Origin of the sequence: Salinicola sp. DM10 (assembly GCF_017306975.2) — a bacterium.
GTDB lineage: Bacteria > Pseudomonadota > Gammaproteobacteria > Pseudomonadales > Halomonadaceae > Salinicola.
Genome location: NZ_JAFLEN020000002.1, coordinates 376,119 through 399,100 on the forward strand (window position 1 = coordinate 376,119; position 22,982 = coordinate 399,100).

Genomic DNA, 22,982 nt, shown 5'->3' on the forward strand with positions numbered 1-22,982 from the left:
AACCGGGTATGACCGACGTGCAACGCGTTCTCCACTGGCAGGATCTGACCGGCCCGGAGCTGGCCGAGCGGGTCGACGCACGCACGGTGGCGGTACTGCCGCTGGCGGCGATCGAGCAGCATGGCGCGCATCTGCCGCTCTCCACCGATCTGGATATCGGCCTGGGCCTGGTGGCCGCCGCCACGTCCGAGCTGGACAACCAAGAGCTGCGTAACTCGGGCACGGTGGTGGTGCTACCGCCGCTGGCGCTGGGGGCGAGTCTCGAACACACCGCCTTCTGCGGCACCCTTAGCCTGATGCCGGAGGCGGCGATCGGCGTGATCGAGGCGCTGGGGGAGGCGGTGAGCCGGGCCGGTATCCGCCGTCTGGTGCTGTTCAACAGCCATGGTGGCAACAAGGCGGTGATCGATCTGGCCGCGCTCAAGCTGCGCGCGGCCCACGCCATGCTGGTGGTCAAGGCCAACTACTTCCGCTTCGCCCCGCCGCCCGAGGCGCTCCCCGCCGCCGAGCTGCGCCACGGCCTTCACGGTGGCGCGCTGGAAACCGCGATGATGCTGCATCTCGCGCCCGAGAAGGTGCGCCGCGAGGCGCTGACAAACGCGATTTCCGAGGCCCAGCGACAGGCCGATGCTGGCGCCCGGCTGGGCCCCGAGGGCGACGCCGGCTACGCCTGGATGGCTCAGGATCTGCACCCGAGCGGGGTTACCGGGGATGCCACGCTGGCCGATGCCGCCACCGGGCGTCGACTGGTGGCGCACTTCGCGGCGCGGCTGGCAGAGGTGATCGAGGCGGCTGCAGAGTTCGATCTCTCGACGTTGCGTTAGGCTGGCGGGCGCTCGAGCTACGCGCATGATAACGGCGAGCGAGCGAGCGAGCGGCGCCGGTGGCCGGCGCCGCTCGCTGCGTGAGGGGAGCGTGAGAAGCGGGGGTTACTTGGTCACCGGGCGCTTGAACGGGGCCACTCGGCTATCGCTCTCCTGGCCCAGCACCTCTTCCAGCCAGTGGCCGGCACGCTTGGCCTTGGCATCCAGATAGCGCTGATTCTGGCGCGTCAGTTTGCCGTAGACGCCGCGCCGATTGACCACTTCAATGCCGCCCTGGGCCATGGCGTTGAGCTTCTCCGGGTTGTTGGTGAGCAGCTCGATGCGCTGGATCTGGAGCTGTTCGAGCATCTCCAGGGCGACACCATAGGTGCGCTCGTCCTCACCGAAGCCGAGTACCTGATCGGCATCCACGGTGTCGAGCCCGCCATCCTGCAGGGTGTAGGCGCGCAGCTTGTTGGCCAGGCCGATACCGCGCCCCTCCTGGGCCAGATAGAGCAGCACGCCGCCGCCGCGCTCGTCGATCGCGCGCACGCTCTCGCGCAGCTGCTCGCCGCAGTCGCAGCGCAGGCTGCCGAACAGATCGCCGGTGAGACAGGCCGAGTGCAGACGCACCGGCACGGCATCGTTCCAGGCCTGCGGGTCACCGATCAGGATGGCGATGTGCTCGCGCATGCCGTCGGCCTCGCGGAACATCACGAAACGGCTCTCCTCGGCGTGGGAGAGCGGGATCTGCGCTTCGCTGGTGCGCTTGAGAAAGTGCGAACGGTGCTCGGCGTAGGCCGCGATCTGTTCGGCGGGCAGCGCCAGCACCGAGCCTTCGGCGACCAGTGCCTCGACCTGGGCGCGGCGCTCGGCGGCAACGTCGGCCACCACCGCCGCCGGGATCAGCAGGCCGATGCGCATCATCTCCAGCGCTGCCTGAGCGCCGGATGAAGCCGCTCTCGGGCGGCTGTCGGCGGGCAGGCGCTTGTCCTCGGCGCTGGCCCAGGCGATCACCTCCTCGGCGGTATCGGCGGCGTCGATCGGCAGCAGCGCGGCGGCGTGCTCGGTCTCGACACCCAGCCGCGCCAGGCGGTGGCGGGTCAGGGCCAGGGTCGGCTGGCTGCCGCTCAGCGCCTGCAGGGCCGCCAGTGCCTCGTCGTCGCAGCCTTCCAGCGGATGGACCATGACATCGCTACCTTCGGCCCTGACCAGTACCGGCAGGCCGCGTCTCAGGTCGAAAATCGCTCGTTCTACCTGTCGCATCTCATATCTCCTTACGCATCTTCCATGATTCAAGCCGGTGTTGGGGAACCGCTGTCTACATGCCTGCACGAGCGAATGGCGGCGTTCCGTGCGCCTTGCCGTTCATCTCGTTCGACAATTTATTCAGCGCTTCCTTTGCTGCTTCACCGCCGGGCGTCGACTCGCGCGCTTCCGCCAGCGGTAGGGTTTGCTAACCTTGCACGCGTGATCTCCGTGTAGCGCAATGACGCTCGCTGCGTCCTTCCCCCCAGTCTGGCCGAGGAGTGCCCATGTCCACCAGTTTCGAGAGCGCTACGAGGATCGATACGCCGCTCGCCTGGCGTTGGATTCGTGATATCGCCGCGGCGACGCGATGCCAGCGTTTCAACGGCAGGGTCGAGCGAGACGGTCTGCGCCTCGAGGTCGATGCCGAGGGTAGCTGGCACAGCGAAGCCGAGGTGAGCAGCGACGCGGCGCAGCTGCTGTCGATCTGGCTGCCCTGGTGCGTTGCCGATCTCAGCCGGGGCCCGCGGCTCATTGCCCAGCTCGGCCAGAGTCTGGATGGGCGCATCGCCACGGTCAGCGGCGCCTCCCACTACGTCACCGGCCCCCTCAGTCTGGTCCATCTTCACCGCACGCGCGCGCTGGTGGATGCGGTGGTGGTCGGTGCCGGCACGGTGGACGCCGATGACCCCCAACTGACGGTGCGCCACGTGGAGGGTGACAACCCGCTGCGGGTCGTGCTCGATCCGCGCGCCCGGGTCTGCGCCACGCGGGGAGTATTCACCCGCGACCCGGCCCCGACCTGGCATCTGGTGGCCGCGGCGCGCGCCGCGCAGGCCACCGCCGAGATGGCCGCTCAGGGCGCCGGTCACGTCACGGTCAAGCCGCTGCGTGTCGATGCCGGCGGGGCCGATCCGGCCGAGGTGGTGGCGCTGCTGGCCGAGGGCGGCTGCCAGCGCATTCTGGTCGAGGGCGGCGGTGTGACCATCTCGCGCTTCCTCGAGGCGGGTCGGCTCGATCGTCTGCACAGCGTGGTGGCGCCGATGATCATCGGCTCCGGCCGCCCGGCGCTGACGCTGCCCGAGATCGAGACGCTGGATCGGGCGCTGCGTCCTGCCTGCCGCCACTTCAGCCTGGGCGAGGACATGCTGTTCGACTTCGACCTGCGCCGTGGTGCGGCAAGCTGAGCCGGGAGTTTCGAACGCCGGCAGACGATGTGCTACGTCCATCAGCCGATCTCCCGGTCGCTGGCCACGGCGGCCCGCGGTGTGGCATCGGCGCGGCGACGCTCGGTCCAGTGGTCGCGGGCCAGCACCAGGGCGCCGGGCAGACTGCCGAGCAGGATCAGCAGACCGTAGGTGATCGACAGAGTCACCCCCTCCTGGGCCGGCAGCCCGGCCAGCGGCCAGATCAGCGCCGCGGCGCCTTCACGCAGTCCCCAGCCGGCCACGCTCAGCGGAATTGCCATCGCCAGCAGCAGCGGCGGAATCAGCGGCAGCAGCACGTCCAGCGAGCGCGGCAGCTCCAGCGCCCGGGCGGCGCACACGAACACGGCCACGTAGGTGGCGACCACCAGCAGGGAACTGAGCAACTGGCGCGGCCAGACATGGGAGCCCAGCAGCGCCTGACGCAGATCCTGCCCCAGCCGCGCCAGCGCCTTGCCCAGGCGCCGACGCCAGAGGCTGGCCACCGCGATCAGTACCAATAGCGCCGCGGCGGCGATGGCCCACGCCCAGCTCAGATGTGCGCTACCCAGGCCGGCGACGATGGCCTCGCGCAGCGGCGCTGCCGCCGCCAGGGTGACCAGAGCGACCAGCACCAGCGCGATCTGCCCCGAGGCGCGTTCGATCACCACTGCGCGGATCGCCGCGCCGCGCTGGCCGGCATCGGTGTGGCTGCCGTGGCGCCAGGCGCGGGTGGCATCACCCATCACGCCACCAGGCAGGATCTGATTGAGAAAGGTCGCCAGGTAGTACTCGCGCAGGGCGCAGGGCCAGGGCAGGGCGACACCCACGTGGTGAGCGGTGAGACGCCAGCGCCAGGCAGAGATCATGACCTGGGGCAGGCTCAGCGCAATGCCTGCGACGACCCACAGGGGCGACAGCGCGCCGAGCCGTGCCACGATCTCGCCGGTGTTCAACTGCCAGGCGAGCGTGGCCAGCAGCGCCAGGGTGACCCCCAGGCGCAGTAGCGCGGCATGCCGCGATTTCACGCTGGCCGATCCTGAGACGTTTCGAAGGAAGTGTCGAACGACATCCCCGGGGGAGATTCCGGCGGCAGGGCGAGCAGATCGCGATGACCCAGGGTCAGCATCAGGCGGCCGGCGTCGAGCGCTGAAAGACGCGCCCGGTACCAGTTTTCGATGCGTGTCGCCTGTGCCGGTGCCTGTTCCAGCAGGGCCGTGCGCCAACCCGCGATCAGCGCGTCGACCAGCGGCCAGGTCTCGCGGCCCAGGCGCCAGGGTGAGGGCGCTTCGCGCAGATGGTAGCCGTGGCGCAGGAACGCCTGCTTGAGATAGGTGGGGGCGAGGGTGCCGAGCGCTTCACCGGCGCCCTTGTCGCGCTGCTGATGGGCGGCGAGGGTGTCGAACACGAAGCGGTCGTCGCCATCTTCCAGGGTCTTGCCGGCGCTGTCCTGGAAGTGGATCTCGCCATCTACGCTGAGCGTGAACAGCACGGCGCAGCCCAGCTCGCGGCAGCGCGCGGCGAGGGCGTCGATCCACTCGGCCGAGACCAGATCGAACAGCGCCGAGGCCGTGATCAGGTCGGCGCCTGTCAGTGCTTCATCCAGCGCCTGTGCCAGCGTGGCCTCGTGCACTGTTAGTCGAATTGGCTCACCCGCGGCGCTGGCGAGCGTGTCGCAGCGGCTGCGCGCGTGCTCCAGCAGACTGGGGTCATGATCGACCAGTCGCCAGCGCTGGGATGTATGCAGGCGCGGCGCCAGATAGCGCAGATTGGAGCCACTGCCGCAGCCGAGATCGACCAGTGTCGCCGAGGTGGAGGCGCTGGCACGCTGCATCAGCCAGTAGTCGGCGGCGTGGGTCAACTGGGCGTCACGGGCGCGGTGGTCGACCGGTTCGCGCAGCGTCAGCCAGGTATCGCTGAAGTGGGCATCGGCGGCGAGTGGCGATGATGTGTTCATGCGGTCTCCCTTGTCAGTGCCGCGGCGAAGGCCCGTGCGGCATTGTCCCAGTCGCCCAGGGTGTCACGCAGCGCCCGCGCCCCGTCGCGGCAGCGCCGATAGTGCTCGGGCTCGCCCAGCAGCGTGGCCAGGGCTTCCCCCAGTGCGGCGCTATCTCCCGGCGCTACCTTGATGCCGGCTTGCTCGGGCAGGGTGTGGGCCAGCGCCCCGCCGGTGGTGGTGACCACCGGCAGGCCGTGGGCCAGCGCCTCGGTGATGACCATGCCGTAGCCTTCGTAGTGCGAGGGCAGCACGAACAGCGTGGCGTTGCGGTAGTGCTCGCTCAGCGCCGCACTGGGCTGGGCGCCGAGCAGGCGAATACGTGCCTCCAGGCCGTGGCGGGCGATCGCCGCCTGGACCTGGGCGGCGTAATCCGGGGCGCGGTCGAGATCGCCGATCAGGTCGCACTGCCAGGGCAGGTGAGTCAGCTCGGCGAGGGCCTCGACCAGCACGTCCTGGCCCTTGCGGGGGGTCAGCGTGGCGACGCACAGCAGCCGCGGCGGGTCGAGATCGCCGTGGGCCAGCTCGCCGCGGATCACCCCGGGCTCGATCACGGCGATCTTGCTGGCGGGAACATCGAAATCGGCCAGCCGCCGCGCGGTGTAGACGCTGGTCACGATCACCCGCTCCACCGCGGCCAGACCGCGGGTCTCGCTGATACGAAAGCGCGCGCGCTCGGGTTCGCCGAGGCCGGTCTCGTCACACAGCGGATGATGGAGCAGGGCGGTGATCGACAGGCGCGCGGCGTGGCGCTCGACGATGGCCGGCAGTCCGCCCATGGCGAGACCGTCGATCACTACCCGTTCGCCGTCGGCCAGCCCGGTCAGGGCGCTGTCCAGGGCATGCGAGGCGACCGCATCGGGCTCCGGGAAGCGCCCTTCCAGGCCGACCATGCTGACCGCCCAGCCCTGGCGGCGCAGCGCCTCGACGATACGCGCGTCATACAGGTAGCCGCCGGTGAGCTGCTGCGGGTCACCGGCGACGATCAGCGTGAGATCGCTCATAGTCCGCCTTCGTAGCTGGCCCAGGCGATGTGCGACTCGTGCAGGGTGACCGCGAGTGCAGTGAGATGCCGGCCACCTTCACCCAGCTCGCCTTCGCGGATGGCGTGGGCCAGGCGGTCGAAGACCACCTTGGCCATGAATTCGGTGGTGGTGTTGCGGCCCTTGAACTCGTCGACGTCGTCGAGATTGGTGAGGGTGAACTCGGCCAGAATCCGCTTCAAGGTGTCACTGGCGAGCCCGATGTCGACCACCAGATCGTCGTGATCCAGCTCCGGGCGCTTGAAGGTGACGTCGACCACGTAGGTGGCGCCGTGCAGCTTCTGCGCCGGGCCGAAGGTCTCGCTGTTGAAGCTGTGGGCGATCATCATGTGATCGCGGACGGTCAGGCTGAACATTCCTTGTCTCCTCGTGCCGGCTCGGCGGCGTGGTAGCGGTGTGGCAAGCGTCGCGCCGGGTTCAGTCGTAGCGGATGCGCTCGCACAGGGTATCGTCGTCGCTGCGGCTGAGCCTAGCCAGGGTCTGCGGCAGATCGCGGAAGTGGCTCTCGCCGCTGATCAGCACGTCCAGACACTCATCGTTGAGCAGCGACAGCGCCAGCGACAGCCGCCGCTTGTGATTCCAGCGCGCGCGGTGGCTGGGCGAGACGCTGCCGACCTGGCTCGAGCGCAGGGTCAGACGCCGCGCATGGAAGGCTTCGCCCAGCGGGAGATTGACCTCGCGGCTGCCGTACCAGCTGAGTTCGACTACGCTCGCCTCGAAGCCGGCGATCGCCAGTGCGGTTTGCAGGCCGGCGTCCGAGGCGCTGGCGTGAATCACCAGATCGCGCTCGTCGGCGGCGTCTGCCGGGGTGACGAACTCGACCCCCAGCGCGCTACCCAAAAAGCGTTTGCGCTCGTCGATGTCGATGAGTTGGACCTGGGCGCCGGGAAGCTTGGCGCAGAGCCAGGCGACCAAGGCGCCGACCACGCCGGCGCCGACCACGCTGATACGGTCGCCGGCGGCGGGCGCTGCATCCCACATGGCGTTGAGCGCGGTCTCCATGTTGGCGCCGAGCACGGCGCGCTGCGGCGGCACGTCTTCGGGCAGGCGCACCACGTCGCTGGCGGCGATCCGATAGTGGGTCTGATGCGGATAGAGGCAGTAGACGTGACGCCCATGCCAGTCGTGGGCGCCCTGTTCGACCACACCGACATTGGAGTAGCCGTACTTCACCGGGCCGGGAAAGTCGCCGCTCTGGAAAGGCGCACGCATGCGCGCGTACTCGCTGGGCGGCACCTGACCGTTGAAAACGAGGGTTTCGCTACCGCGGCTGATCGCGCTGTAGCAGGTGCGCACCATCAATTCGCCAGCGTCGCTGAGCTCGGCCTGGCTGATCTCGCCGCTGCCGTCGCCGAGCGACCAGAAGGCGTGTGCGTAGGGGATTGTCATAAACGTCTCTCTTGAGCTGGCCTCGAGCCTATCGGTAGCGGCTGTCGCTGCGGCTGAGGGCACGCTACTCGCCTGGGCCAACTTTCTGTTCAATAATTTCTAATGCTGGCCAGAGGCCGAGGCTCGCCTGCGTGGGCCGGGCCGATGAGCTGAGTATGGCAGAGCGTGGCGGTTTGTCATTTATACAATAGCTATACACGAAATTGTTTTTGCATCGACTTGTGCGGCGCGACGCCACTGGTTCAGACGCTTCTCATCCGCACCGTAGCGAGACTCGGTGCCTGTTTGTACAGATTGGTGGCGGGTTGGCATGCATGCATCCAGACTTGTACGGCCGACGTATGGATAGACAGTGACAGGGAAGCTGGGAAAGAAGAAGGAGAATCACCATGGCGGATGGACCGGTACGGATGAGCGCGCTGCCGCCCAAAAGACGACAGGGCTGGTGGGGGTGGGTGGATTTGGGCGCCGGATTGGCGCTGGTGGCGCTGCTGGTGGAGTGGGTGCACTGGGCCTTTTCCGCGCCGGGCGGGTTGCGCCTCACCGCCGGCGGGGTCTATGTCGCCATTGCCACGGCGGTACTGTGGGCCTGGCCGGCGGCGCGCCAGGGTATCGGCTGGGCCAATCGCATCACGCTGCTGCGCGCGGTCTTCATCGCGCTGGTCGCCGGGCTGATCGCCTATCCCGCCTTCATTCAGCGCCACGCCGAGGGTATCGCCGCACTGGCGCTTCTGGCGTTACTGCTCGACGGTATCGACGGCTGGGTGGCGCGTCATACGCACTCGGCGACCCGCTTCGGCGCGCGCTTCGACATGGAGCTCGACGCCTTTTTCATTGTCGTGCTGTGTGCGGCGCTGGTGGCGCTGGACAAGGTCGGAAGCTGGGTGCTGGTGATCGGTCTGGCGCGTTATGCCTTCGTCGGTGCCGGGCTCTACTGGCCCTGGCTGCACCGCGAACTGCCGGTCAGCTATCTGCGCAAGACGGTCTGCGTGTGGCAGGTGGCAACGCTGCTGGTGTGTCTGCTGCCGCTGGTGACACCCGCCTGGGCAGTGGCGTTGACCGCACTGGCGGCGGCGCTGCTGGCGCTCTCCTTCGGGCGTGATCTGGTGTGGCTGTGGCGGCGGCGGAGAGCACCATTGAGCGACAGCGTCTTCTGACTCCCGGCCCATCCAGCCCCCATCTCCGCCGGCATCGGGCTCGCCTTGGCCCGCGACTCGCTATAGGATCGGCCCTGCAACCGATACCGGCCCCGCAAGGCTCAACTAGCTAAGGTTTCACATGGTGCAGGAAGCTTTCTCGCTCGGTGGCGAGCGCATCGAACCCGGCACCCGGCGACAGGTGGATCTGCCGGTGGCCAAACTCTACACCCACGCGCCGCTGCACATTCCGGTGGAGATCGTCCACGGCCGCCAGCCCGGGCCGACCCTGCTGGTGTGTGGGGCGATCCACGGCGATGAACTCAACGGCGTCGAGATCGTGCGCCGGCTGCTCAAGCTACCGGCGCTGTCGCGTCTGCGCGGTACGCTGATCGCGGTCCCCGTGGTCAATGTCTTCGGCTTCGTGCAGCAGTCGCGCTATCTGCCCGACCGCCGCGACCTCAACCGCTGCTTTCCGGGCAGTGAGAGCGGCTCCCTGGGCTCGCGGATCGCTGCGCTGCTGCGTGAGGAGGTGGTCGATCGCGCCACGCATATCATCGATCTGCACACCGGGGCGATCCACCGCACCAATCTGCCGCAGATCCGCTCGCAGCTACGTCGCAATGCCGAGACCCAGGCCATGGCCGAGGCCTTCGGTGTGCCGGTGATTCTCAATGCCGAGCTGCGCGAGGGTAGCCTGCGTGAGTATGCCCAGAACCGCGGCGTGCCGGTGCTGACCTACGAAGCGGGGGAGGCGCTGCGCTTTGAGGAGTGGGCGATCGCTCCCGGGGTGCGCGGCATCCGGCGGGTGATGCGGCTGATCGGCATGCTGCCGGCCGAGGGGCGGCGGCGCACGCCGCCGGCGGCCGAGGTCGCCAACGGTTCGAGCTGGGCGCGCGCGCCGATCGACGGCATTCTGCGCCCGCGGGCACGGCTGGGCGCGCGGGTCGCCAAGGGGGAAGTGCTCGGGGTGGTCGCCGATCCTTTCGGCAACGACGAAGCGCAGGTGGTGGCGAGCGCCGACGGTATCGTCATCGGGATGAGCAATCTGCCGCTGGCCAACGAGGGCGAGGCGCTCTTCCACGTGGCGCGCTATGAGGAGATCGACGAAGTCGAGAGCGCGGTGGAGAGCTTCCAGTCACGCTTCGACACCCCCGGCGCCTGAGCGCGACTCAGGCGCTCGCGGCCAGGCGCTGTTCGTCGACCAGGCCCAGGGCGTCGTCGTAGACCGCAATGCCGGCGCCGTCGCGATGGGCGTGCTCGGAGAGATGACGGCGGAAGCGCCGCCCGCCGGGGCAGCCCTGGAACAGCCCCAGCAGATGACGCGTGACATGATTGAGCCGCGCCCCCTCGGCCAGGCGTTCGACGATATAAGGGCGGAAGGCGCGCGCTGCCGCATGGCGGCTGGGAGCCGGCCCAGGACGCTGATAGAGCGCCTGATCGACCGCCGCCAGCAGCCACGGATTCTGGTACGCCTCGCGGCCGATCATCACGCTGTCGGCCCCCGCGTCGAGGTGGGCCTGGCAGCTCTCCAGGCTCTTGATACCGCCATTGATGCCGATATGCAGCTCGGGATGCTGCGCCTTGAGACGATAGACCCGGGAGTAGTTGAGCGGCGGCACATCGCGGTTCTCCTTGGGTGAGAGACCCTGCAGCCAGGCCTTGCGGGCGTGGATCACGAAGGTCTCGCAGCCCGCCGCCGCGATCTGCTCGACGAAGCGCTCGAGATCGGCGTCCTCGTCCTGATCGTCGATACCGATACGGCACTTCACCGTCACCGGAATCGAGACCGCCGCGCGCATGGCGGCAACGGCGCGCGCCACCTTCTCGGGATGACCCATCAGGCAGGCGCCGATCAGATTGTTCTGCACCCGGTCACTGGGGCAGCCGACATTCAGATTGACCTCGTCATAGCCCCAGTCCTGGGCGATCTCGGCGCATGCCGCCAGCTCGCCCGGATCGCTGCCGCCGAGCTGTAGCGCCAGCGGGTGCTCGCACTCGCTGTAGCCCAGGAAGCGCTCGCGCGGCGAGCCGTGGAGCAGCGCTCCGGTGGTGACCATCTCGGTATAGAGCAGCGTGCGCCGGGTCAGGCAGCGCGCGAAAGCGCGGTAGTCGCGCGTGGTCCAATCCATCATGGGCGCCACGGAAAAACGGCGAGCTTGGTCTGCTGGGCTTTGAGTCGGCATATCGGCTGGGTGAATCAGAGTGGTTGGGCTGGTGGGCCCGATTTCGGCTGGGCACCTCGGCCCCGCCCGATGGGAGTGGCGCGCATTGTACGGAAGAACAGGTGGGGTTCCCAGCTCGTGACCTTATGAGCGCCTGCCTGCGATGGTCCGTCAATGCCGATCGCCGGGGAATCAGCTCGAACTGGCCCTATGGCGGGCCGGCTGACGGTCCATCTGGTGCGCTGGTGTGGCGACAGGTCTTCAGCAGAAGAAGAGCGGCATCGAGCTGCTGCTTGCTTGCTGGCGCTGGGTCGCCCAGGGCATGATCGCCTCCAGCGTATGCTCGAGTTCGAGCCGACGCTTGAGCATACGGTTTTCTGCTGCCAGCGCCGACAGGCGGGCTTCGGCAGTGTCTTGTCTATCGAGCGCTTCACCGAGCAGGGCGTTGGAGGCGGACAGGCGTGTCTCCAGTACCCGCTTGGTGCGCTGATGCGCCAGACGCTCTTCGGCGATCATGGCCTGGAGCGCCTCGAGTTCGGTCAGGTAGTGTTCTTTGTTCATGTGGTACTCCCCCGCGTCCTTGGGTGGTCCGCTAAGTATACCTCGGATTATATCGCGAGTATTGCCCTTTGTGACCTAAGTTCACAAAGGTTCACGTTCGCGGTGCCAGCGCCTGGGTGAGAGAGGCTTGGGTGAGAGCGCCTAGGGCGAGGTCATTCACAAGGGGGGTAGAGCGTGCGTCCTGCAACCATGGCGGGACTGGGCAGGGCAACGTATCGTGACTTCGGGATGAGAGGCAGGCTGGGAGATGGTGCCCGGAGCCGGGCTCGAACCGGCACGGTGTTGCCACCGAGGGATTTTAAGTCCCTTGCGTCTACCAATTTCGCCATCCGGGCCGACGACGTAGGGAGAACCAGCAGGTCAACAAACCGATGGGGTCTGAAGCTCGGGAAGTGGAGGCTGGAGTCGGAATCGAACCGGCGTACACGGAGTTGCAGTCCGCTGCATAACCACTCTGCCATCCAGCCTTACAGATTCGGAAGCGATGTGAATGTTCCGAAAGATCGAGTCATGCAGCGGGAAAGGAGATCGATCGGACCGGCGTTCCGGCTCACGACCCTCGATCCTGCTGACAACTCTGCGAGTTATGGAGCGGGAAAGGAGATTCGAACTCCCGACCCTCGCCTTGGCAAGGCGATGCTCTACCACTGAGCTATTCCCGCTCAACTCGCCGACGTATTATAAGGATAAGTCCGTAACTGTCAAACGCTTATGGCATTTTTTGTTCACATCGAGCGTGTCAGCTCGGGCCAGGCCGCACGCAGATACTGCATCATCGACCACAGCGTGAGCACGGCGGCGGCGTAGAGCAGCACTACGCCGAGGGCGGCGATCTGGGTTCCGGGTGGGAAGCCGAGCAGCAGTACCAGCGCGATCATCTGTAGCGTGGTCTTGGACTTGCCGATCCATGAGACCGCCACGCGCTTGCGCTGGCCGATCTCGGCCATCCATTCGCGCAGCGCCGAGATGACGATCTCGCGACCGATGATGACCAGTGCCGGCAGCGTCAGCCAGAACACTTCGTAGCGCTCGATCAACAGGGCCAGGGCGACCCCGACCATCACCTTGTCGGCGACCGGATCGAGGAAGGCGCCGAAGGGTGTGCTCTGGTCCCAGCGCCGGGCCAGGTAGCCATCCAGCCAATCGGTGATCGCCGCCAGCCCGAACAGGCCGGCGGTCACCGGCAAGCTCCAGCTATAGGGCAGGTAGAACAGCACCACCAGCAGCGGTATGAACACGATTCTTGCCAGAGTGAGCATGTTGGGGATGTTCATCGAGCCGCTAGCATCCTTGCTTGAGGTGAAGGTGGGGGCATTTTACGCCGCTCGGCAACGCTCATCCATGTAGCGCCTGGTGAATGGTCGTCGCCATCTGTTCATTGATTCCCGGCACGCGGGCCAGGTCGTCGCGGGTGGCCTTGCGCACCCCCTGCAGACCGCCGAAGAAGCGTAGCAGCTCGCGGCGGCGTTTGGGGCCGACACCAGGGATGTCCTGCAGCGACGAAGTGCGGCGCTGCTTGTCTCGGCGTTGGCGGTGCCCGGTGATGGCGAAACGGTGGGCTTCGTCCCGAATATGCTGGATCAGGTGCAGCGCCGGCGAGCTGGTGTCGAGATCGAGGGTGCGGTCGACGGTCTCGATGAACAGCGTCTCCAGCCCGGCCTTGCGAGTGGTGCCTTTGGCCACCCCGATCAGGGTCACGCCGATGACGTCGAGCTCGGCGATCACTTCCCGCGCCATGTTGAGCTGCCCCTTGCCGCCGTCGACGATCAGGATGTCCGGCAGCTTGCCTTCGCCTTTCTGCAGCCGCTTGAAACGTCGGGTGAGCGCCTGGCGCATGGCGGCGTAGTCGTCGCCCGCGGCCACCCCCTCGATATTGAAGCGGCGATAGTCCGACTTGACCGGGCCATCGCCGTCGAACACCACGCAGGAGGCGACCGTCGCTTCGCCATGGCTGTGACTGATGTCGAAGCACTCCAGCCGGGCCGGCGGACTCTCCAGCGAGAGCGCCTCGCGCAGGGATTCGAAGCGTCGGCTGAGCTGGCTGCGGTTGGCCAGCTGTGTCGCCAGGTGCTGCTCGGCGTTGGTCAGTGCCAGGCGCTGCCACTGGGCGCGATGGCCGCGGACCTGGGCGGTAACGCGCACGCGGCGTCCGGCGCGCTCGCTCAGCGCGCTCTGCACCAGCTCACTGTCGGCCAGCGGATGGGAGGTGATGACCTCCTGCGGAATCTCTTTCGACTGCCCCAGGTAGAACTGGCTGACGAACTCGCTGATGAGCTCTTCGGTGCCCAGGTCGAGACCGTTCTGGGGCTGGTGGTGACGCGCGCCGAGCATGCGGCCCTGACGGATCGCCAGCACGCTGATGCAGAGCCCGCCGGGTTGCTGGGCGAGAGCGAAGACATCGGCATCGCCCTCGGCATTGTCGACGAACTGTTTCTCCTGCAGCCGTCGCAACTGCTGGATCTGATCGCGCAGGCGCGCGGCCTCCTCGAAGTCCAGTGCTCGGCTTGCCTGTTCCATGGCCTCGGTCAACTGCCCGGTGACCTGTTCGCTGCGACCTTCGAGACACATCACGGCGTGTTCGATGTCACGCTGATAATCCGCCTGGCCGATGAAGTCGACGCAGGGCGCGCTGCAGCGCTTGATCTGATACTGCAGGCAGGGGCGCTGGCGATGGGCAAAGACACTGTCCTCGCAGTTGCGGATGCGGAAGATCTTTTGCATCAGCGACAGGCTTTCGCGCACCGCGGTGGCGCTGGGGTAGGGGCCCAGATAGCGCCCGTCGGCACGCTTCTGGCGCGCGCGCTTGAACTCCAGCGCCGGGTACGGGTGGCGGTCGGTAACGAAGACGTAGGGGTAGGATTTGTCGTCGCGCAGCAGAATGTTGTAGGGCGGACGCAGCTCCTTGATCAGCGTCTGCTCGAGCAGCAGCGCTTCCGTCTCGCTGCGGGTGATGGTCACCTGAACGTCCTGGATGCGTGCCACCAGCGCCTGGGTCTTGGTGTTCAGCGCACCGCGGAAGTAGCTGGCCAGACGCGCCTTGAGACGCTTCGCCTTGCCGACGTAGAGCACATTGGCCTGGGCATCGAGCATGCGGTACACGCCGGGCGACTCGGAGACGGATTTGAGAAAGTGCTTGGCATCGAAGGATGCCGGGGAATCGCTAGGGCTATCGCTCATGCGATGAGTATATCAAAAACCCGCCGGCGCGCTGAGACCAGGGTTGCAGCGCATCAATGCGTGTCGAAGCCGTCGACCAGGCCGTGCTTGAGGCCCAGGTGGGTGAGTTCGACATCGGACTGAACCTTGAGCTTGTCGAAGATGCGGTAGCGGTAGGTGTTGACCGTCTTGGAGCTGAGCCCGAGCTGCTGCGAGATCAGGCTGACGCGCCGGCAGTTGATGATCATCAGTGCGATCTGCAGTTCACGGTCAGAGAGCTGGTCGAACGGGTTGCCTTCGCCCTCGCGGCGGGCCAGCACCACCCGCTGAGCGATATCGGGGCTGATGAAACGCTCGCCCGCGGCGACTAGCTTGACGGCTTCGATCATCTGGTCGAGCGGCGTGCCCTTGCTGATGAAACCGGCCACGCCGGCATCGATCAGTCGTTGTGCCGTGGTCTCCTCGACCTGACCGGTCAGCACCACGATGCTTATCTGGGGCTGTTCGCGCAGGAGTTTGAGAATCGCTTCGAGCCCACCCATACCGGGCATGCGAATGTCCATCAGTGCCAGGTCGGGGCGCTGGTTGCGGCAGGCGCTCAGCGCCGCTTCGCCGCTATCGACCTCGGCAATGATCTCGATGTCGGGCTCCTCGTCCAGTACGCGAGCGATACTAGTGCGAACCAGATGGTGATCATCGGCTAGTAATACCTTGATCAAGACGACTCCTGCCCTTTGCCCTCATCTATCGGCCGGCTCAGCGACCGCCTGGGTGCTGCCGGTATATACGCATGGCGGGAGCGTCGACGAACTCCGGTCGATCACGCCACACGCCTATTGCGCCGGCATGTTAACAGAGACGATTCGCGGAGTTGACAAGAATATTGCTGCCGGCAAACCCGCATGGGGCATGCCGGTGGGCGCTGGCACGGAGATGAAGGCGGAGTCTCTCCGCTGCAAGCCGCACAGAGCCAGCAGGCCACTGACAACTGTCGGCGGATGAAAGAAACAGAAGAATAGGAAGAAAGTAGAGTCGTGGTCTGCTCCTCGTTCCGCCTTGGCTCCTCGTTCCGCCTTGGAGAGGTGGAGACCAGGCAAGGTAGATGGCTTTTTACGGAATCGACAAAAGTCGTTGACAGCCTTGGCAGTTATCCGTAAATTACGCCGCGTTCCTTGGCGAACACGGTACGGGGCCTTAGCTCAGCTGGGAGAGCGCAACACTGGCAGTGTTGAGGTCAGCGGTTCGATCCCGCTAGGCTCCACCAATCTTTATTTTGAAAAAGCCGCCTGGCGCACTTTGCGTCGGCGGCTTTTTTCATGTCCGAGAGCTTTTCTGCCTGCGAATGTCGGAGTGAGAGCAGTTCGCGTGCCGGTACGATGATCTTGATCGCGTTAGCGCCTTTGCTGGGGTGGTTTGCGGTCCGCCCTGACGATGAGTTCGGCCAGCGATCGAGGATGCGCTTGGTCAGCGACCAAGGTCGCATGGCAATGGTGACTTGGTTGTACAAATATTAAATCCATGTATAGCTTTTATGCAGGTTTTTTCGGCGGTCTAGCGAGCATCTTGCCAGGGAGGCGGCATGCGATACGCGGAATTTGTACAACTTCTTGGCGAAGGTCATGTAACCGAGCTGCAGGTGGAGTCGCTCGAGCCGCAGACGTTTTCGTACCGGGTAGTCATGGGGGAGCGTGCCGAGGTGCTCGAAGGGGAAGATGGGCAACCGGTGCGGCTGAGTTCGCTAGGACATGCGCGGCAGTACTTGCCGCGGCTAGGCGGCGTCGAGGTGCCACTCTTTCTGGTGACGCAGCCGCCTGGGAGTACGATCGTCGGCTCGCAGGTCTACGCGACGTCACACAAGACGCGCCTGGATGCGAACTGACGCGGGCCCGAGTGGGGTGTCAGTGCTGGCGCTGGTTGAGCTTTTCCGCCAGCTTGCGTGCCGCTTCCTGCCCTGCGTGGTGACTGATGATGCCTGGGGCGCCATCGCCTTTCTGAGTGGGCGCCGTGTCTACCACGATCCACTCCGCAGCGTCGCCGTCGTTGGAGGGGGTAAGGGGTCTAGCCACAAAACGTGTCATCGCGCGCTACTCCGTGCAGTTCGGCGGGGCTCCTGACCTAGTCGTTGGTGCCGCCTCAGTAGAGCCTAGTCGATAACCTGGGCATTGAGATACCCCGACCATCGGTAGTCGGCGAGGGTTACGCAGTTGTGACACGCAGCCGCTAAACTTGACACGATGTCACCGAGAAGAAGGAGTGGATCATGTGTGCAGAGACTACCCAGTGCCCGCGCTGTGGACACGATCAAACCGAGGCGCCGGCAGATACCGAGGGCGTCGAGCGGTGCCCGGAATGCGACGCCAAGCGTGACGTGCACTCGCCTACCGCGCAGGAGCTACTGGAGCGTGAAGAGGCTTATGTCAGCCACGCCATCGACGAGACGATAGAGCGCGAGCTCTCTCGTCGCCACGACGATCAAGGCAAGCCCGAGCAGTGAATCCGGCTCGTAGTAAGTGCGGCCGCACCTCAGCGGCCATTGGCGCGGGGTCTTCCCTGGGGCCCGAGAGGGCGGCTAAGCGCGATCTCTATCGCCCGCTCGCGGGTAATGCCCCGCGCCATCAATGTTCTGATGCGCGTCTTGAGAGTGCTCACGGGAATACCCGACTGGCGCGACAGGGCGTTCAGGCTATCGGCGCGCAGCACCCGCTGCTCGCGTCTTTTCATCAGGGGTGTTTGCTTTCCCCGGTCGGTCAGTTTCATTTAGTTCTCCACGATCGTTGGCACTGTCCACGCGATCGTTCGTGACCAACATATGACTTGCGATGCCGAGGTATCTTCCATGAATCCGCCGACCCTACACTAAGTTTGATGAGCCTGTCGCCCTCTTGGCGAGGTGTTCATGGCTATACGCTCATGACTATAAATGGCCCTGGCAGGTCGGACTATTCGATCCTTTGGTGGCTTGGCCCGTAGTCACAATGCTCCTGCCATAGAAAGGTACGGGGCATTCTCTACGAGGCGAAACGAGCGACACCGAGAGAAGCGGATAGGGCCAACGATGGCGAGTGCTAGACGAGAAAACAGATGCCGATGAACGAGCGTATCTTCGATGTCGCGATTCGCCCTCGGGCCGGTGATGCGCTGTGGGAAGCCTTCACGCCGGCGCTACCGGGGCTGAGCGCGCTGGGTGAGAGCGACCTCGACGCTGCCGCCCGGCTCGCCGATGCGATCGTGCCGCACCTGGCCGCGCGCCTGCAGCAGGGGCTGGCGATTCCGGAACAGCCCCGCGCCGGCGTTTATCTGCAGGAGTATGGGCTGGTGCTGTGGCAATTTCTGCGTGTGCATATGGGACCGCTAAGGGCGGAGCAGAGCGCTGTCGAGGTGATCTTTCCCGATATCGAGACGCTATTCGATGCCGAGGTCGGGGATGTCGACGAGTCCCTGCTCGATGTTTGAGCGCAGCCCGCTTGACAGCTCTCGCCGTCAAACGCAGACTGGCGCCATGATGACGATACCGAGCTACAGACCGATCCAGTGGTGGTGGCGCCTTTAATTCGAGGGCGGCCCGCTGACGTCTGTAAAAGATGCCGCCCCACGGGGCGGCATTTTTTCGTCTGAGAGATGGCTCCGTGAGGCTGGCAGAGAACCGGGCCAAACCCGGCTCCGGTAGGACGAAAAACCACAGCCATGACGCGATCACGTATGAATATCAGGAGCTTACCGCCGTGCCAGTCCTCATGATCGACAACTACGACAGCTTCACTTTCAATATCGTCCAGTATCTTGGCGAGTTGGGCGCCGATGTCGTCACCTTGCGCAACGACGAGATCGATCTCGCGGGGCTGGAGCGGCATGCGCCCTCGCATCTGGTGGTTTCGCCCGGCCCTTGCACGCCCAACGAGGCGGGGATCTCGATGGCTGCCATTCGTCACTTCGCCGGGCGTATCCCGATTCTCGGCGTCTGCCTGGGCCATCAGGCGATCGGTCAGGTCTATGGCGGTCAGGTGATTCGTGCGCCACAGGTGATGCATGGCAAGACGTCACGTATTCGCCACGCCGGCCAGGGCGTGTTCGCCGGCCTCGAGGACCCGCTGGAAGTGACGCGCTACCACTCTCTGGTGGTGGACGCGGCGACCCTGCCCGAGTGCCTGGAAGTAACTGCTTACACCGACGAGAGCGACGTCACGCCGGGGCTGATCATGGGGCTTCGACACCGTACCCTGGATATCGAGGGCGTGCAGTTCCACCCCGAGTCGATCCTCTCGCGCCAGGGCCATGAGCTGCTGGACAATTTCCTCAAGCGCCAAACCGCGTCGCAACCGCTGGGAGAGACACATGCAAATGCGTGAGGCGATCGGTGCGCTGCTGCGCCACGAGAATCTGAGCTACGACGACACCCACGCGATCATGCAGACGATCATGACCGGCGAGGCCACCGATGCCCAGATCGCGGGGTTCCTGATCGCCCTGGCGATGAAGGGCGAGACCGCCGAGGAGATCACCGCGGCGGCGCAGGTCATGCGTGAGCTGATGCAGCCGGTGGCGCTCGAGTGTGACAACGTGGTCGATATCGTCGGTACCGGGGGCGATGGCGCCAACCTGTTCAATGTCTCCACGGCATCGAGCTTCGTCGTCGCTGCCGCTGGCGGGCACGTGGCCAAGCATGGTAATCGCGGTGTCTCGTCGTCGGCTGGCAGCGCCGACCTGTTCGACGTTGCCGGCATCTACCTCGATCTGGATGCCGCCACGATCGCGCGCTGTATCGAACAGGTCGGGGTCGGCTTCATGTTCGCGCCGCGCCACCACCAGGCGATGCGCCATGCCATCGGCCCGCGCCGCGAGATGGGCGTGCGCACGGTGTTCAATATCCTGGGGCCGCTGACCAACCCCGCCGGCGCGCCCAACCAACTGCTCGGCGTCTATGCGCCGCATCTGGTGCCGTTGGTGGCGGAGTCGCTGCGCAAGCTCGGCAGCCGCCATGTGCTGGTGGTGCACGCCGAAGATGGTCTCGACGAGATCTCGCTGGCGGCACCGACCCGGGTAGCGGAGCTGCGTGACGGCGAGATTCGCGAGTACACGCTGACCCCCGAGTCGCTGGGTATCGAACGCCAGGCGCTGGCGCCATTGAAGGTGGTGACCGCCGAGGATAGCCTCAAGCTGGTCAAGGAGGCGCTGGTCGGCAAGGGCGCGGCCGGTGATATCGTGGCGTTGAATGCCGGCGCCGCGCTTTACGCCTCGGGCGTCTCGGATTCGCTGCAGGAGGGGGTGCTGATGGCGCAGGATGCCCAGGCCTCCAAGCTGCCGCTGGAGAAGCTCAAGGAGCTGGCCGACTTTACCCGGGTCTTCGCTGACTGATTCTGGCTGGACGGCACGTTCTACCCCGACATCCATTTACCTCGACATCCATTTACCTCGATATCCTTTCACCCCGACACCGAGAGCTCCGCGCATGAGTGAATCACAGGACAAGGCGTTGCCGACCATTCTGGCCAAGATTCTGGCGCGCAAGCGCGAGGAGATCAGCGAGCGCCGCCCGCGTACCAGCGAGCAGGCGTGGCTGCAGCGCGCCCAGGCGCAGAGTGCGCCGCGGGGCTTCGTCGCCGCGCTCAGGCGCTGCATCGAGGGGGGAGACCCGGCGGTGATCGCCGAGATCAAGAAGGCATCGCCCTCCAAGGGCGTGATCCGCGAGGATTTCCGCCCCGCCGAAATCGCCGCTGACTACGCCGCCGCCGGTGCCAGCTGCCTGTCGGTGCTGACCGATGCCGACTACTTCCAGGGCGATGAGTCCCACCTGATCGCCGCGCGCGAAGCCTGCGCGCTGCCGGTGATCCGCAAGGACTTCATCATCGATGGCTACCAGATTGCCGAAGCGCGTGGCATCGGTGCCGACTGCATCCTGCTGATCGTGGCGGCGCTGGATGACGTCCAGCTCAAGGATCTCTATCGCCAGGCGCGGGAGCTGGGGATGGACGTGCTGGTCGAGGTCCACGATGTGTTCGAGCTGGAGCGGGCGCTGACGCTCGATCTGCCGCTGGTGGGGATCAACAACCGCGACCTGCACACCTTCGCCACCTCGCTGGATACCACCTTCGACCTGCTCAAACGCATACCGTCGGGTGTGACCGTGGTCACCGAGTCGGGGATTCATACCCGCGACGACGTCGAACGCATGCGCGAGCACGATGTCAACGCCTTCCTGGTCGGCGAGGCGTTCATGCGTGAAGCCGAACCGGGCAGCGCGCTGCGCCGTCTGTTCTTCTGAGCCCGCCGCGCGAGCACCCTCCTGGCAGGTAACGCTTGCCCTGAACGACGAACACCGCCCTCGAGGCGGTGTTCGTCGTTTTGAGGTGATGTTCGTCGTTCAGGGTCGGTGTTCGCGACGTCTCGGAACGCTGCTCAGTGCTCTGGTCAGAACTCTGGTTTAGAACTCTGGCGAATCCGGAAAGATCAGGCTGATCAGGGTGTCTCCCGCCTTGGGCATCAGCGGCTTCTCCGCGGTCGCGGTGCGGATACGCCCGTTGGCTGAGAGGGTGAACAGGGTCAACAGGCGATCCTGGTGGATGCGCCGATAGTCCTCGATGTCGAAGTTCTCGCTGATCTTGGCCTGGCGCAACACCGCACCCTGGCCGATCAGGCTCGATAGCCGGGTGAAGCTGGTGTTGCCGTCGAACAGCAGCGGCAGATGAGCGAGGGCCTGCTGGTGATGGCGCTTGGCGCTGCGGCTGGACTCCACTGCCAGGCGGAACACCTTGCCATGCCCGAGAATGTGCTCGAAGTGCAGCGCGGCGAGATTGTTCAGCTCGCGGTAGGGCGACAGCGGCAGCAGATGGCCGATCCCGGTGAGCTCCAGATGCTGCGCGGCGTGCTCCGACAGTGGATTGCCGTAGTAGGTGGGTAGGTTGGCCATGCGCGCTTCCTGCACTGCATCCCAGTTGTGATCGCACAGGCGGACCACGAAGCCGGCCTCCTGCAGCACCTGGCCGAAGGCGCGGGCGACCGGATTGGCGCCGATGATCAGAAAGCCCGACGGTGTCGGTTCGCTGACCCGCAGCAGACGCGCCAGCGGGCGTGAGAAGAGGCTCTGCACCACCACGGTGCTGATGATCACCAGGAAGGTCACCGGCACCAGCAGTTCGGCTCCCGGCACTTCCAGTGACTCCAGGCGGATGGCGAACAGCGAGGCCACCGCCGCGGCGACGATGCCGCGCGGCGAGAGCCAGGCCAGCAGCGCCTTCTCGCGCCAGTTGAGCGAGCTACCCAGGGTGCACAGCCACACCGTCAGCGGCCGCGCGACCCACACCAGAATGGCGAGGAAGGCCCACGCCTCCCACGACAGCAGGCCCAGCTGTTCCAGACTCAGGCGTGCCGCGAGCAGGATGAACAGGCCCGAGATCAAGAGGATCGACAGCGTCTCCTTGAATTCCAGAATCGGCTGGGTCGGTACCCCGCGCATGTTGGCCATCCATACGCCCATCACCGTCACCGTGAGCAGCCCCGACTCATGGAACAGCAGGTTGGATAGCGTGAACAGGGTGAGCATGACCATCAGCGTGCCGAAGCTGTGCAGCCGCTGCGGCAGCCAGTGGTGGCGCAGCACGCTGCCCCAGAGATAGCCTCCGGCGATACCCAGACCGAAGCCGATCACCGCGGTCTGGGCAAAGCTGATCAAGGTGTGGGTGGCGGCGCCGTTGGAGGCGCCCAGCGCCACGAACTCATAGACCAGGACCGCGCCGATGGCGCCGATCGGGTCGATCAGGATCCCCTCCCAGCGCAGGATCTGGCTGACGTGCTCGCGCGCGCGCAGGGTCTGCAGCAGCGGCAGTACCACGGTGGGCCCGGTGACCACCAGCAGCGCGCCGAGCACGCTGGACATCTCCCACGACAGCCCCAGCACCAAGTGTGCCGCAGCGATCCCGATCAGCGCGGTGATCAGTGCGCCCCAGGTGACCAGGCGGCTGACCGTGCGTCCGTGGCCGCGCAGCTCGCGGAAGTCGAGCGTCAGGCTGCCCTCGAACAGGATCACCGCCACCGCCAGCGAGACCAGCGGGAACAGTAGATCGCCCAACACGGCGTCCGGCTGCAGCCAACCGGTGATGGGGCCGACGAGCACGCCGCCGAGCAGCAGCGGCAGGATGGCGGGCAGGCGCAACTGCCAAGCCAGCCACTGACAGATCAGCGCCAGCAGACCGATGCCGGTCAGGGCAAGGGCAGCGTTTTCCATGGCCAGGCTCTCCGAGGCGATTCCAGTGGCGGATCAAAAGGCGCGCAGACTAGCCGCGCCGAGGCGCCGATGCAATGCCTGCG

At 65.9% G+C, this 22,982-nt stretch carries 25 protein-coding genes and 4 tRNA genes; 11 read left to right on the top strand and 18 right to left on the bottom strand.

Features of this window, described 5'->3' with window-relative positions; translation table 11 throughout:
* Positions 1 to 8: 8 nt before the first annotated feature.
* Positions 9 to 824 (top strand): creatininase family protein, encoded by an 816-nt coding sequence (locus J0A90_RS10350; RefSeq protein WP_207034843.1) that lies wholly within the window; start codon positions 9 to 11, stop codon positions 822 to 824.
* A 105-nt stretch (positions 825 to 929) separates the two neighbouring features.
* On the opposite strand, the gene ribA is transcribed toward J0A90_RS10350, so the two are convergent.
* Positions 930 to 2,069: a GTP cyclohydrolase II RibA gene (ribA, locus tag J0A90_RS10355; RefSeq protein ID WP_207034842.1), complete on the bottom strand. Its 1,140-nt coding sequence runs from the start codon at positions 2,067 to 2,069 to the stop codon at positions 930 to 932.
* Positions 2,070 to 2,338: 269 nt separating this feature from the next.
* Between ribA and J0A90_RS10360 the strand changes: the two genes are divergently transcribed.
* Positions 2,339 to 3,238, top strand: a complete 900-nt coding sequence (locus J0A90_RS10360) for a RibD family protein (RefSeq protein WP_207034840.1) — start codon at positions 2,339 to 2,341, stop codon at positions 3,236 to 3,238.
* A 41-nt stretch (positions 3,239 to 3,279) separates the two neighbouring features.
* Here J0A90_RS10360 and J0A90_RS10365 read toward each other — a convergent pair whose 3' ends face one another.
* From J0A90_RS10365 to J0A90_RS10385, 5 genes are all read right to left on the bottom strand, one after another.
* Positions 3,280 to 4,263 (bottom strand): lysylphosphatidylglycerol synthase transmembrane domain-containing protein, encoded by a 984-nt coding sequence (locus tag J0A90_RS10365; protein WP_207034838.1) that lies wholly within the window; start codon positions 4,261 to 4,263, stop codon positions 3,280 to 3,282.
* Positions 4,260 to 5,192 (bottom strand): class I SAM-dependent methyltransferase, encoded by a 933-nt coding sequence (locus J0A90_RS10370; RefSeq protein ID WP_207034836.1) that lies wholly within the window; start codon positions 5,190 to 5,192, stop codon positions 4,260 to 4,262. Before J0A90_RS10370 ends, J0A90_RS10365 begins: the two co-directional genes overlap by 4 nt.
* A complete protein-coding gene (locus tag J0A90_RS10375) occupies positions 5,189 to 6,235 on the bottom strand; it encodes a glycosyltransferase family 4 protein (RefSeq protein WP_207034834.1) in 1,047 nt (348 codons plus the stop codon). Before J0A90_RS10375 ends, J0A90_RS10370 begins: the two co-directional genes overlap by 4 nt.
* Positions 6,232 to 6,630 (bottom strand): 6-carboxytetrahydropterin synthase, encoded by a 399-nt coding sequence (locus J0A90_RS10380; RefSeq protein ID WP_035476587.1) that lies wholly within the window; start codon positions 6,628 to 6,630, stop codon positions 6,232 to 6,234. Before J0A90_RS10380 ends, J0A90_RS10375 begins: the two co-directional genes overlap by 4 nt.
* A gap of 61 nt (positions 6,631 to 6,691) precedes the next feature.
* Positions 6,692 to 7,663, bottom strand: coding sequence for a zinc-binding alcohol dehydrogenase (locus tag J0A90_RS10385; protein WP_207034832.1), 972 nt, complete (start codon positions 7,661 to 7,663; stop codon positions 6,692 to 6,694).
* Between the two features lie 389 nt (positions 7,664 to 8,052).
* Here J0A90_RS10385 and J0A90_RS10390 point away from each other — a divergent pair, with 389 nt between their 5' ends.
* Both J0A90_RS10390 and J0A90_RS10395 read left to right on the top strand, forming a co-directional pair.
* Complete coding sequence (locus tag J0A90_RS10390; RefSeq protein ID WP_233076686.1) at positions 8,053 to 8,820, top strand: CDP-alcohol phosphatidyltransferase family protein; 768 nt, start codon at positions 8,053 to 8,055, stop codon at positions 8,818 to 8,820.
* Between the two features lie 121 nt (positions 8,821 to 8,941).
* Positions 8,942 to 9,964 carry a succinylglutamate desuccinylase/aspartoacylase family protein gene (locus J0A90_RS10395; protein WP_207034828.1) on the top strand — a complete coding sequence of 341 codons (1,023 nt, stop codon included), beginning with the start codon at positions 8,942 to 8,944 and terminating at the stop codon, positions 9,962 to 9,964.
* A gap of 7 nt (positions 9,965 to 9,971) precedes the next feature.
* Here J0A90_RS10395 and dusA read toward each other — a convergent pair whose 3' ends face one another.
* From dusA to J0A90_RS10435, 8 genes are all read right to left on the bottom strand, one after another.
* On the bottom strand, positions 9,972 to 10,985 hold the full coding sequence (dusA, locus tag J0A90_RS10400; protein ID WP_207034826.1) for a tRNA dihydrouridine(20/20a) synthase DusA: 1,014 nt from the start codon (positions 10,983 to 10,985) through the stop codon (positions 9,972 to 9,974).
* Positions 10,986 to 11,225: 240 nt separating this feature from the next.
* A complete protein-coding gene (locus J0A90_RS10405; RefSeq protein ID WP_207034824.1) occupies positions 11,226 to 11,525 on the bottom strand; it encodes a hypothetical protein in 300 nt (99 codons plus the stop codon).
* A gap of 248 nt (positions 11,526 to 11,773) precedes the next feature.
* Positions 11,774 to 11,860 (bottom strand) — tRNA-Leu (locus J0A90_RS10410).
* A 58-nt stretch (positions 11,861 to 11,918) separates the two neighbouring features.
* A tRNA-Cys gene (locus J0A90_RS10415) sits at positions 11,919 to 11,992 on the bottom strand.
* A gap of 120 nt (positions 11,993 to 12,112) precedes the next feature.
* Positions 12,113 to 12,187 (bottom strand) — tRNA-Gly (locus J0A90_RS10420).
* A gap of 63 nt (positions 12,188 to 12,250) precedes the next feature.
* Entirely contained in the window at positions 12,251 to 12,799 is a 549-nt protein-coding gene (gene pgsA, locus J0A90_RS10425; protein WP_106418187.1) for a CDP-diacylglycerol--glycerol-3-phosphate 3-phosphatidyltransferase, read from the bottom strand.
* 61 nt (positions 12,800 to 12,860) lie between these two features.
* A complete protein-coding gene (uvrC, locus tag J0A90_RS10430) occupies positions 12,861 to 14,702 on the bottom strand; it encodes an excinuclease ABC subunit UvrC (RefSeq protein ID WP_207034822.1) in 1,842 nt (613 codons plus the stop codon).
* Positions 14,703 to 14,755: 53 nt separating this feature from the next.
* Positions 14,756 to 15,400 carry a response regulator gene (locus tag J0A90_RS10435; protein WP_207034820.1) on the bottom strand — a complete coding sequence of 215 codons (645 nt, stop codon included), beginning with the start codon at positions 15,398 to 15,400 and terminating at the stop codon, positions 14,756 to 14,758.
* Between the two features lie 469 nt (positions 15,401 to 15,869).
* On the opposite strand from J0A90_RS10435, the gene J0A90_RS10440 reads away from it, so the two are divergent.
* Positions 15,870 to 15,945: transfer RNA gene (locus tag J0A90_RS10440), tRNA-Ala, on the top strand.
* On the opposite strand, the gene J0A90_RS10445 is transcribed toward J0A90_RS10440, so the two are convergent.
* On the bottom strand, positions 15,916 to 16,188 hold the full coding sequence (locus J0A90_RS10445; protein WP_207034818.1) for a hypothetical protein: 273 nt from the start codon (positions 16,186 to 16,188) through the stop codon (positions 15,916 to 15,918). The genes J0A90_RS10440 and J0A90_RS10445 overlap by 30 nt on opposite strands.
* Before the next feature lie 72 nt (positions 16,189 to 16,260).
* Here J0A90_RS10445 and J0A90_RS10450 point away from each other — a divergent pair, with 72 nt between their 5' ends.
* Positions 16,261 to 16,560: a DUF6482 family protein gene (locus J0A90_RS10450; RefSeq protein WP_207034816.1), complete on the top strand. Its 300-nt coding sequence runs from the start codon at positions 16,261 to 16,263 to the stop codon at positions 16,558 to 16,560.
* A 19-nt stretch (positions 16,561 to 16,579) separates the two neighbouring features.
* On the opposite strand, the gene J0A90_RS10455 is transcribed toward J0A90_RS10450, so the two are convergent.
* Positions 16,580 to 16,747 carry a hypothetical protein gene (locus tag J0A90_RS10455; protein WP_233076690.1) on the bottom strand — a complete coding sequence of 56 codons (168 nt, stop codon included), beginning with the start codon at positions 16,745 to 16,747 and terminating at the stop codon, positions 16,580 to 16,582.
* 194 nt (positions 16,748 to 16,941) lie between these two features.
* Here J0A90_RS10455 and J0A90_RS10460 point away from each other — a divergent pair, with 194 nt between their 5' ends.
* The gene (locus J0A90_RS10460) at positions 16,942 to 17,175 is read left to right on the top strand and encodes a hypothetical protein (protein ID WP_207034812.1); all 234 of its coding nucleotides are present in this window, start codon (positions 16,942 to 16,944) and stop codon (positions 17,173 to 17,175) included.
* Between the two features lie 29 nt (positions 17,176 to 17,204).
* Here the strand turns inward: J0A90_RS10460 and J0A90_RS10465 are convergent, their stop codons facing one another.
* Positions 17,205 to 17,438, bottom strand: coding sequence for a hypothetical protein (locus tag J0A90_RS10465; RefSeq protein ID WP_207034811.1), 234 nt, complete (start codon positions 17,436 to 17,438; stop codon positions 17,205 to 17,207).
* A gap of 324 nt (positions 17,439 to 17,762) precedes the next feature.
* Between J0A90_RS10465 and J0A90_RS10470 the strand changes: the two genes are divergently transcribed.
* From J0A90_RS10470 to trpC, 4 genes are all read left to right on the top strand, one after another.
* Positions 17,763 to 18,134, top strand: coding sequence for a hypothetical protein (locus J0A90_RS10470; protein ID WP_207034809.1), 372 nt, complete (start codon positions 17,763 to 17,765; stop codon positions 18,132 to 18,134).
* Between the two features lie 281 nt (positions 18,135 to 18,415).
* Entirely contained in the window at positions 18,416 to 19,027 is a 612-nt protein-coding gene (locus J0A90_RS10475; protein ID WP_207035357.1) for an aminodeoxychorismate/anthranilate synthase component II, read from the top strand.
* Complete coding sequence (gene trpD, locus J0A90_RS10480) at positions 19,014 to 20,033, top strand: anthranilate phosphoribosyltransferase (RefSeq protein ID WP_207034807.1); 1,020 nt, start codon at positions 19,014 to 19,016, stop codon at positions 20,031 to 20,033. Before J0A90_RS10475 ends, trpD begins: the two co-directional genes overlap by 14 nt.
* A 94-nt stretch (positions 20,034 to 20,127) precedes the next feature.
* On the top strand, positions 20,128 to 20,940 hold the full coding sequence (trpC, locus tag J0A90_RS10485) for an indole-3-glycerol phosphate synthase TrpC (RefSeq protein ID WP_207034805.1): 813 nt from the start codon (positions 20,128 to 20,130) through the stop codon (positions 20,938 to 20,940).
* A 159-nt stretch (positions 20,941 to 21,099) separates the two neighbouring features.
* On the opposite strand, the gene J0A90_RS10490 is transcribed toward trpC, so the two are convergent.
* Positions 21,100 to 22,899 carry a sodium:proton antiporter gene (locus J0A90_RS10490; protein WP_081919674.1) on the bottom strand — a complete coding sequence of 600 codons (1,800 nt, stop codon included), beginning with the start codon at positions 22,897 to 22,899 and terminating at the stop codon, positions 21,100 to 21,102.
* Positions 22,900 to 22,982: the final 83 nt, after the last annotated feature.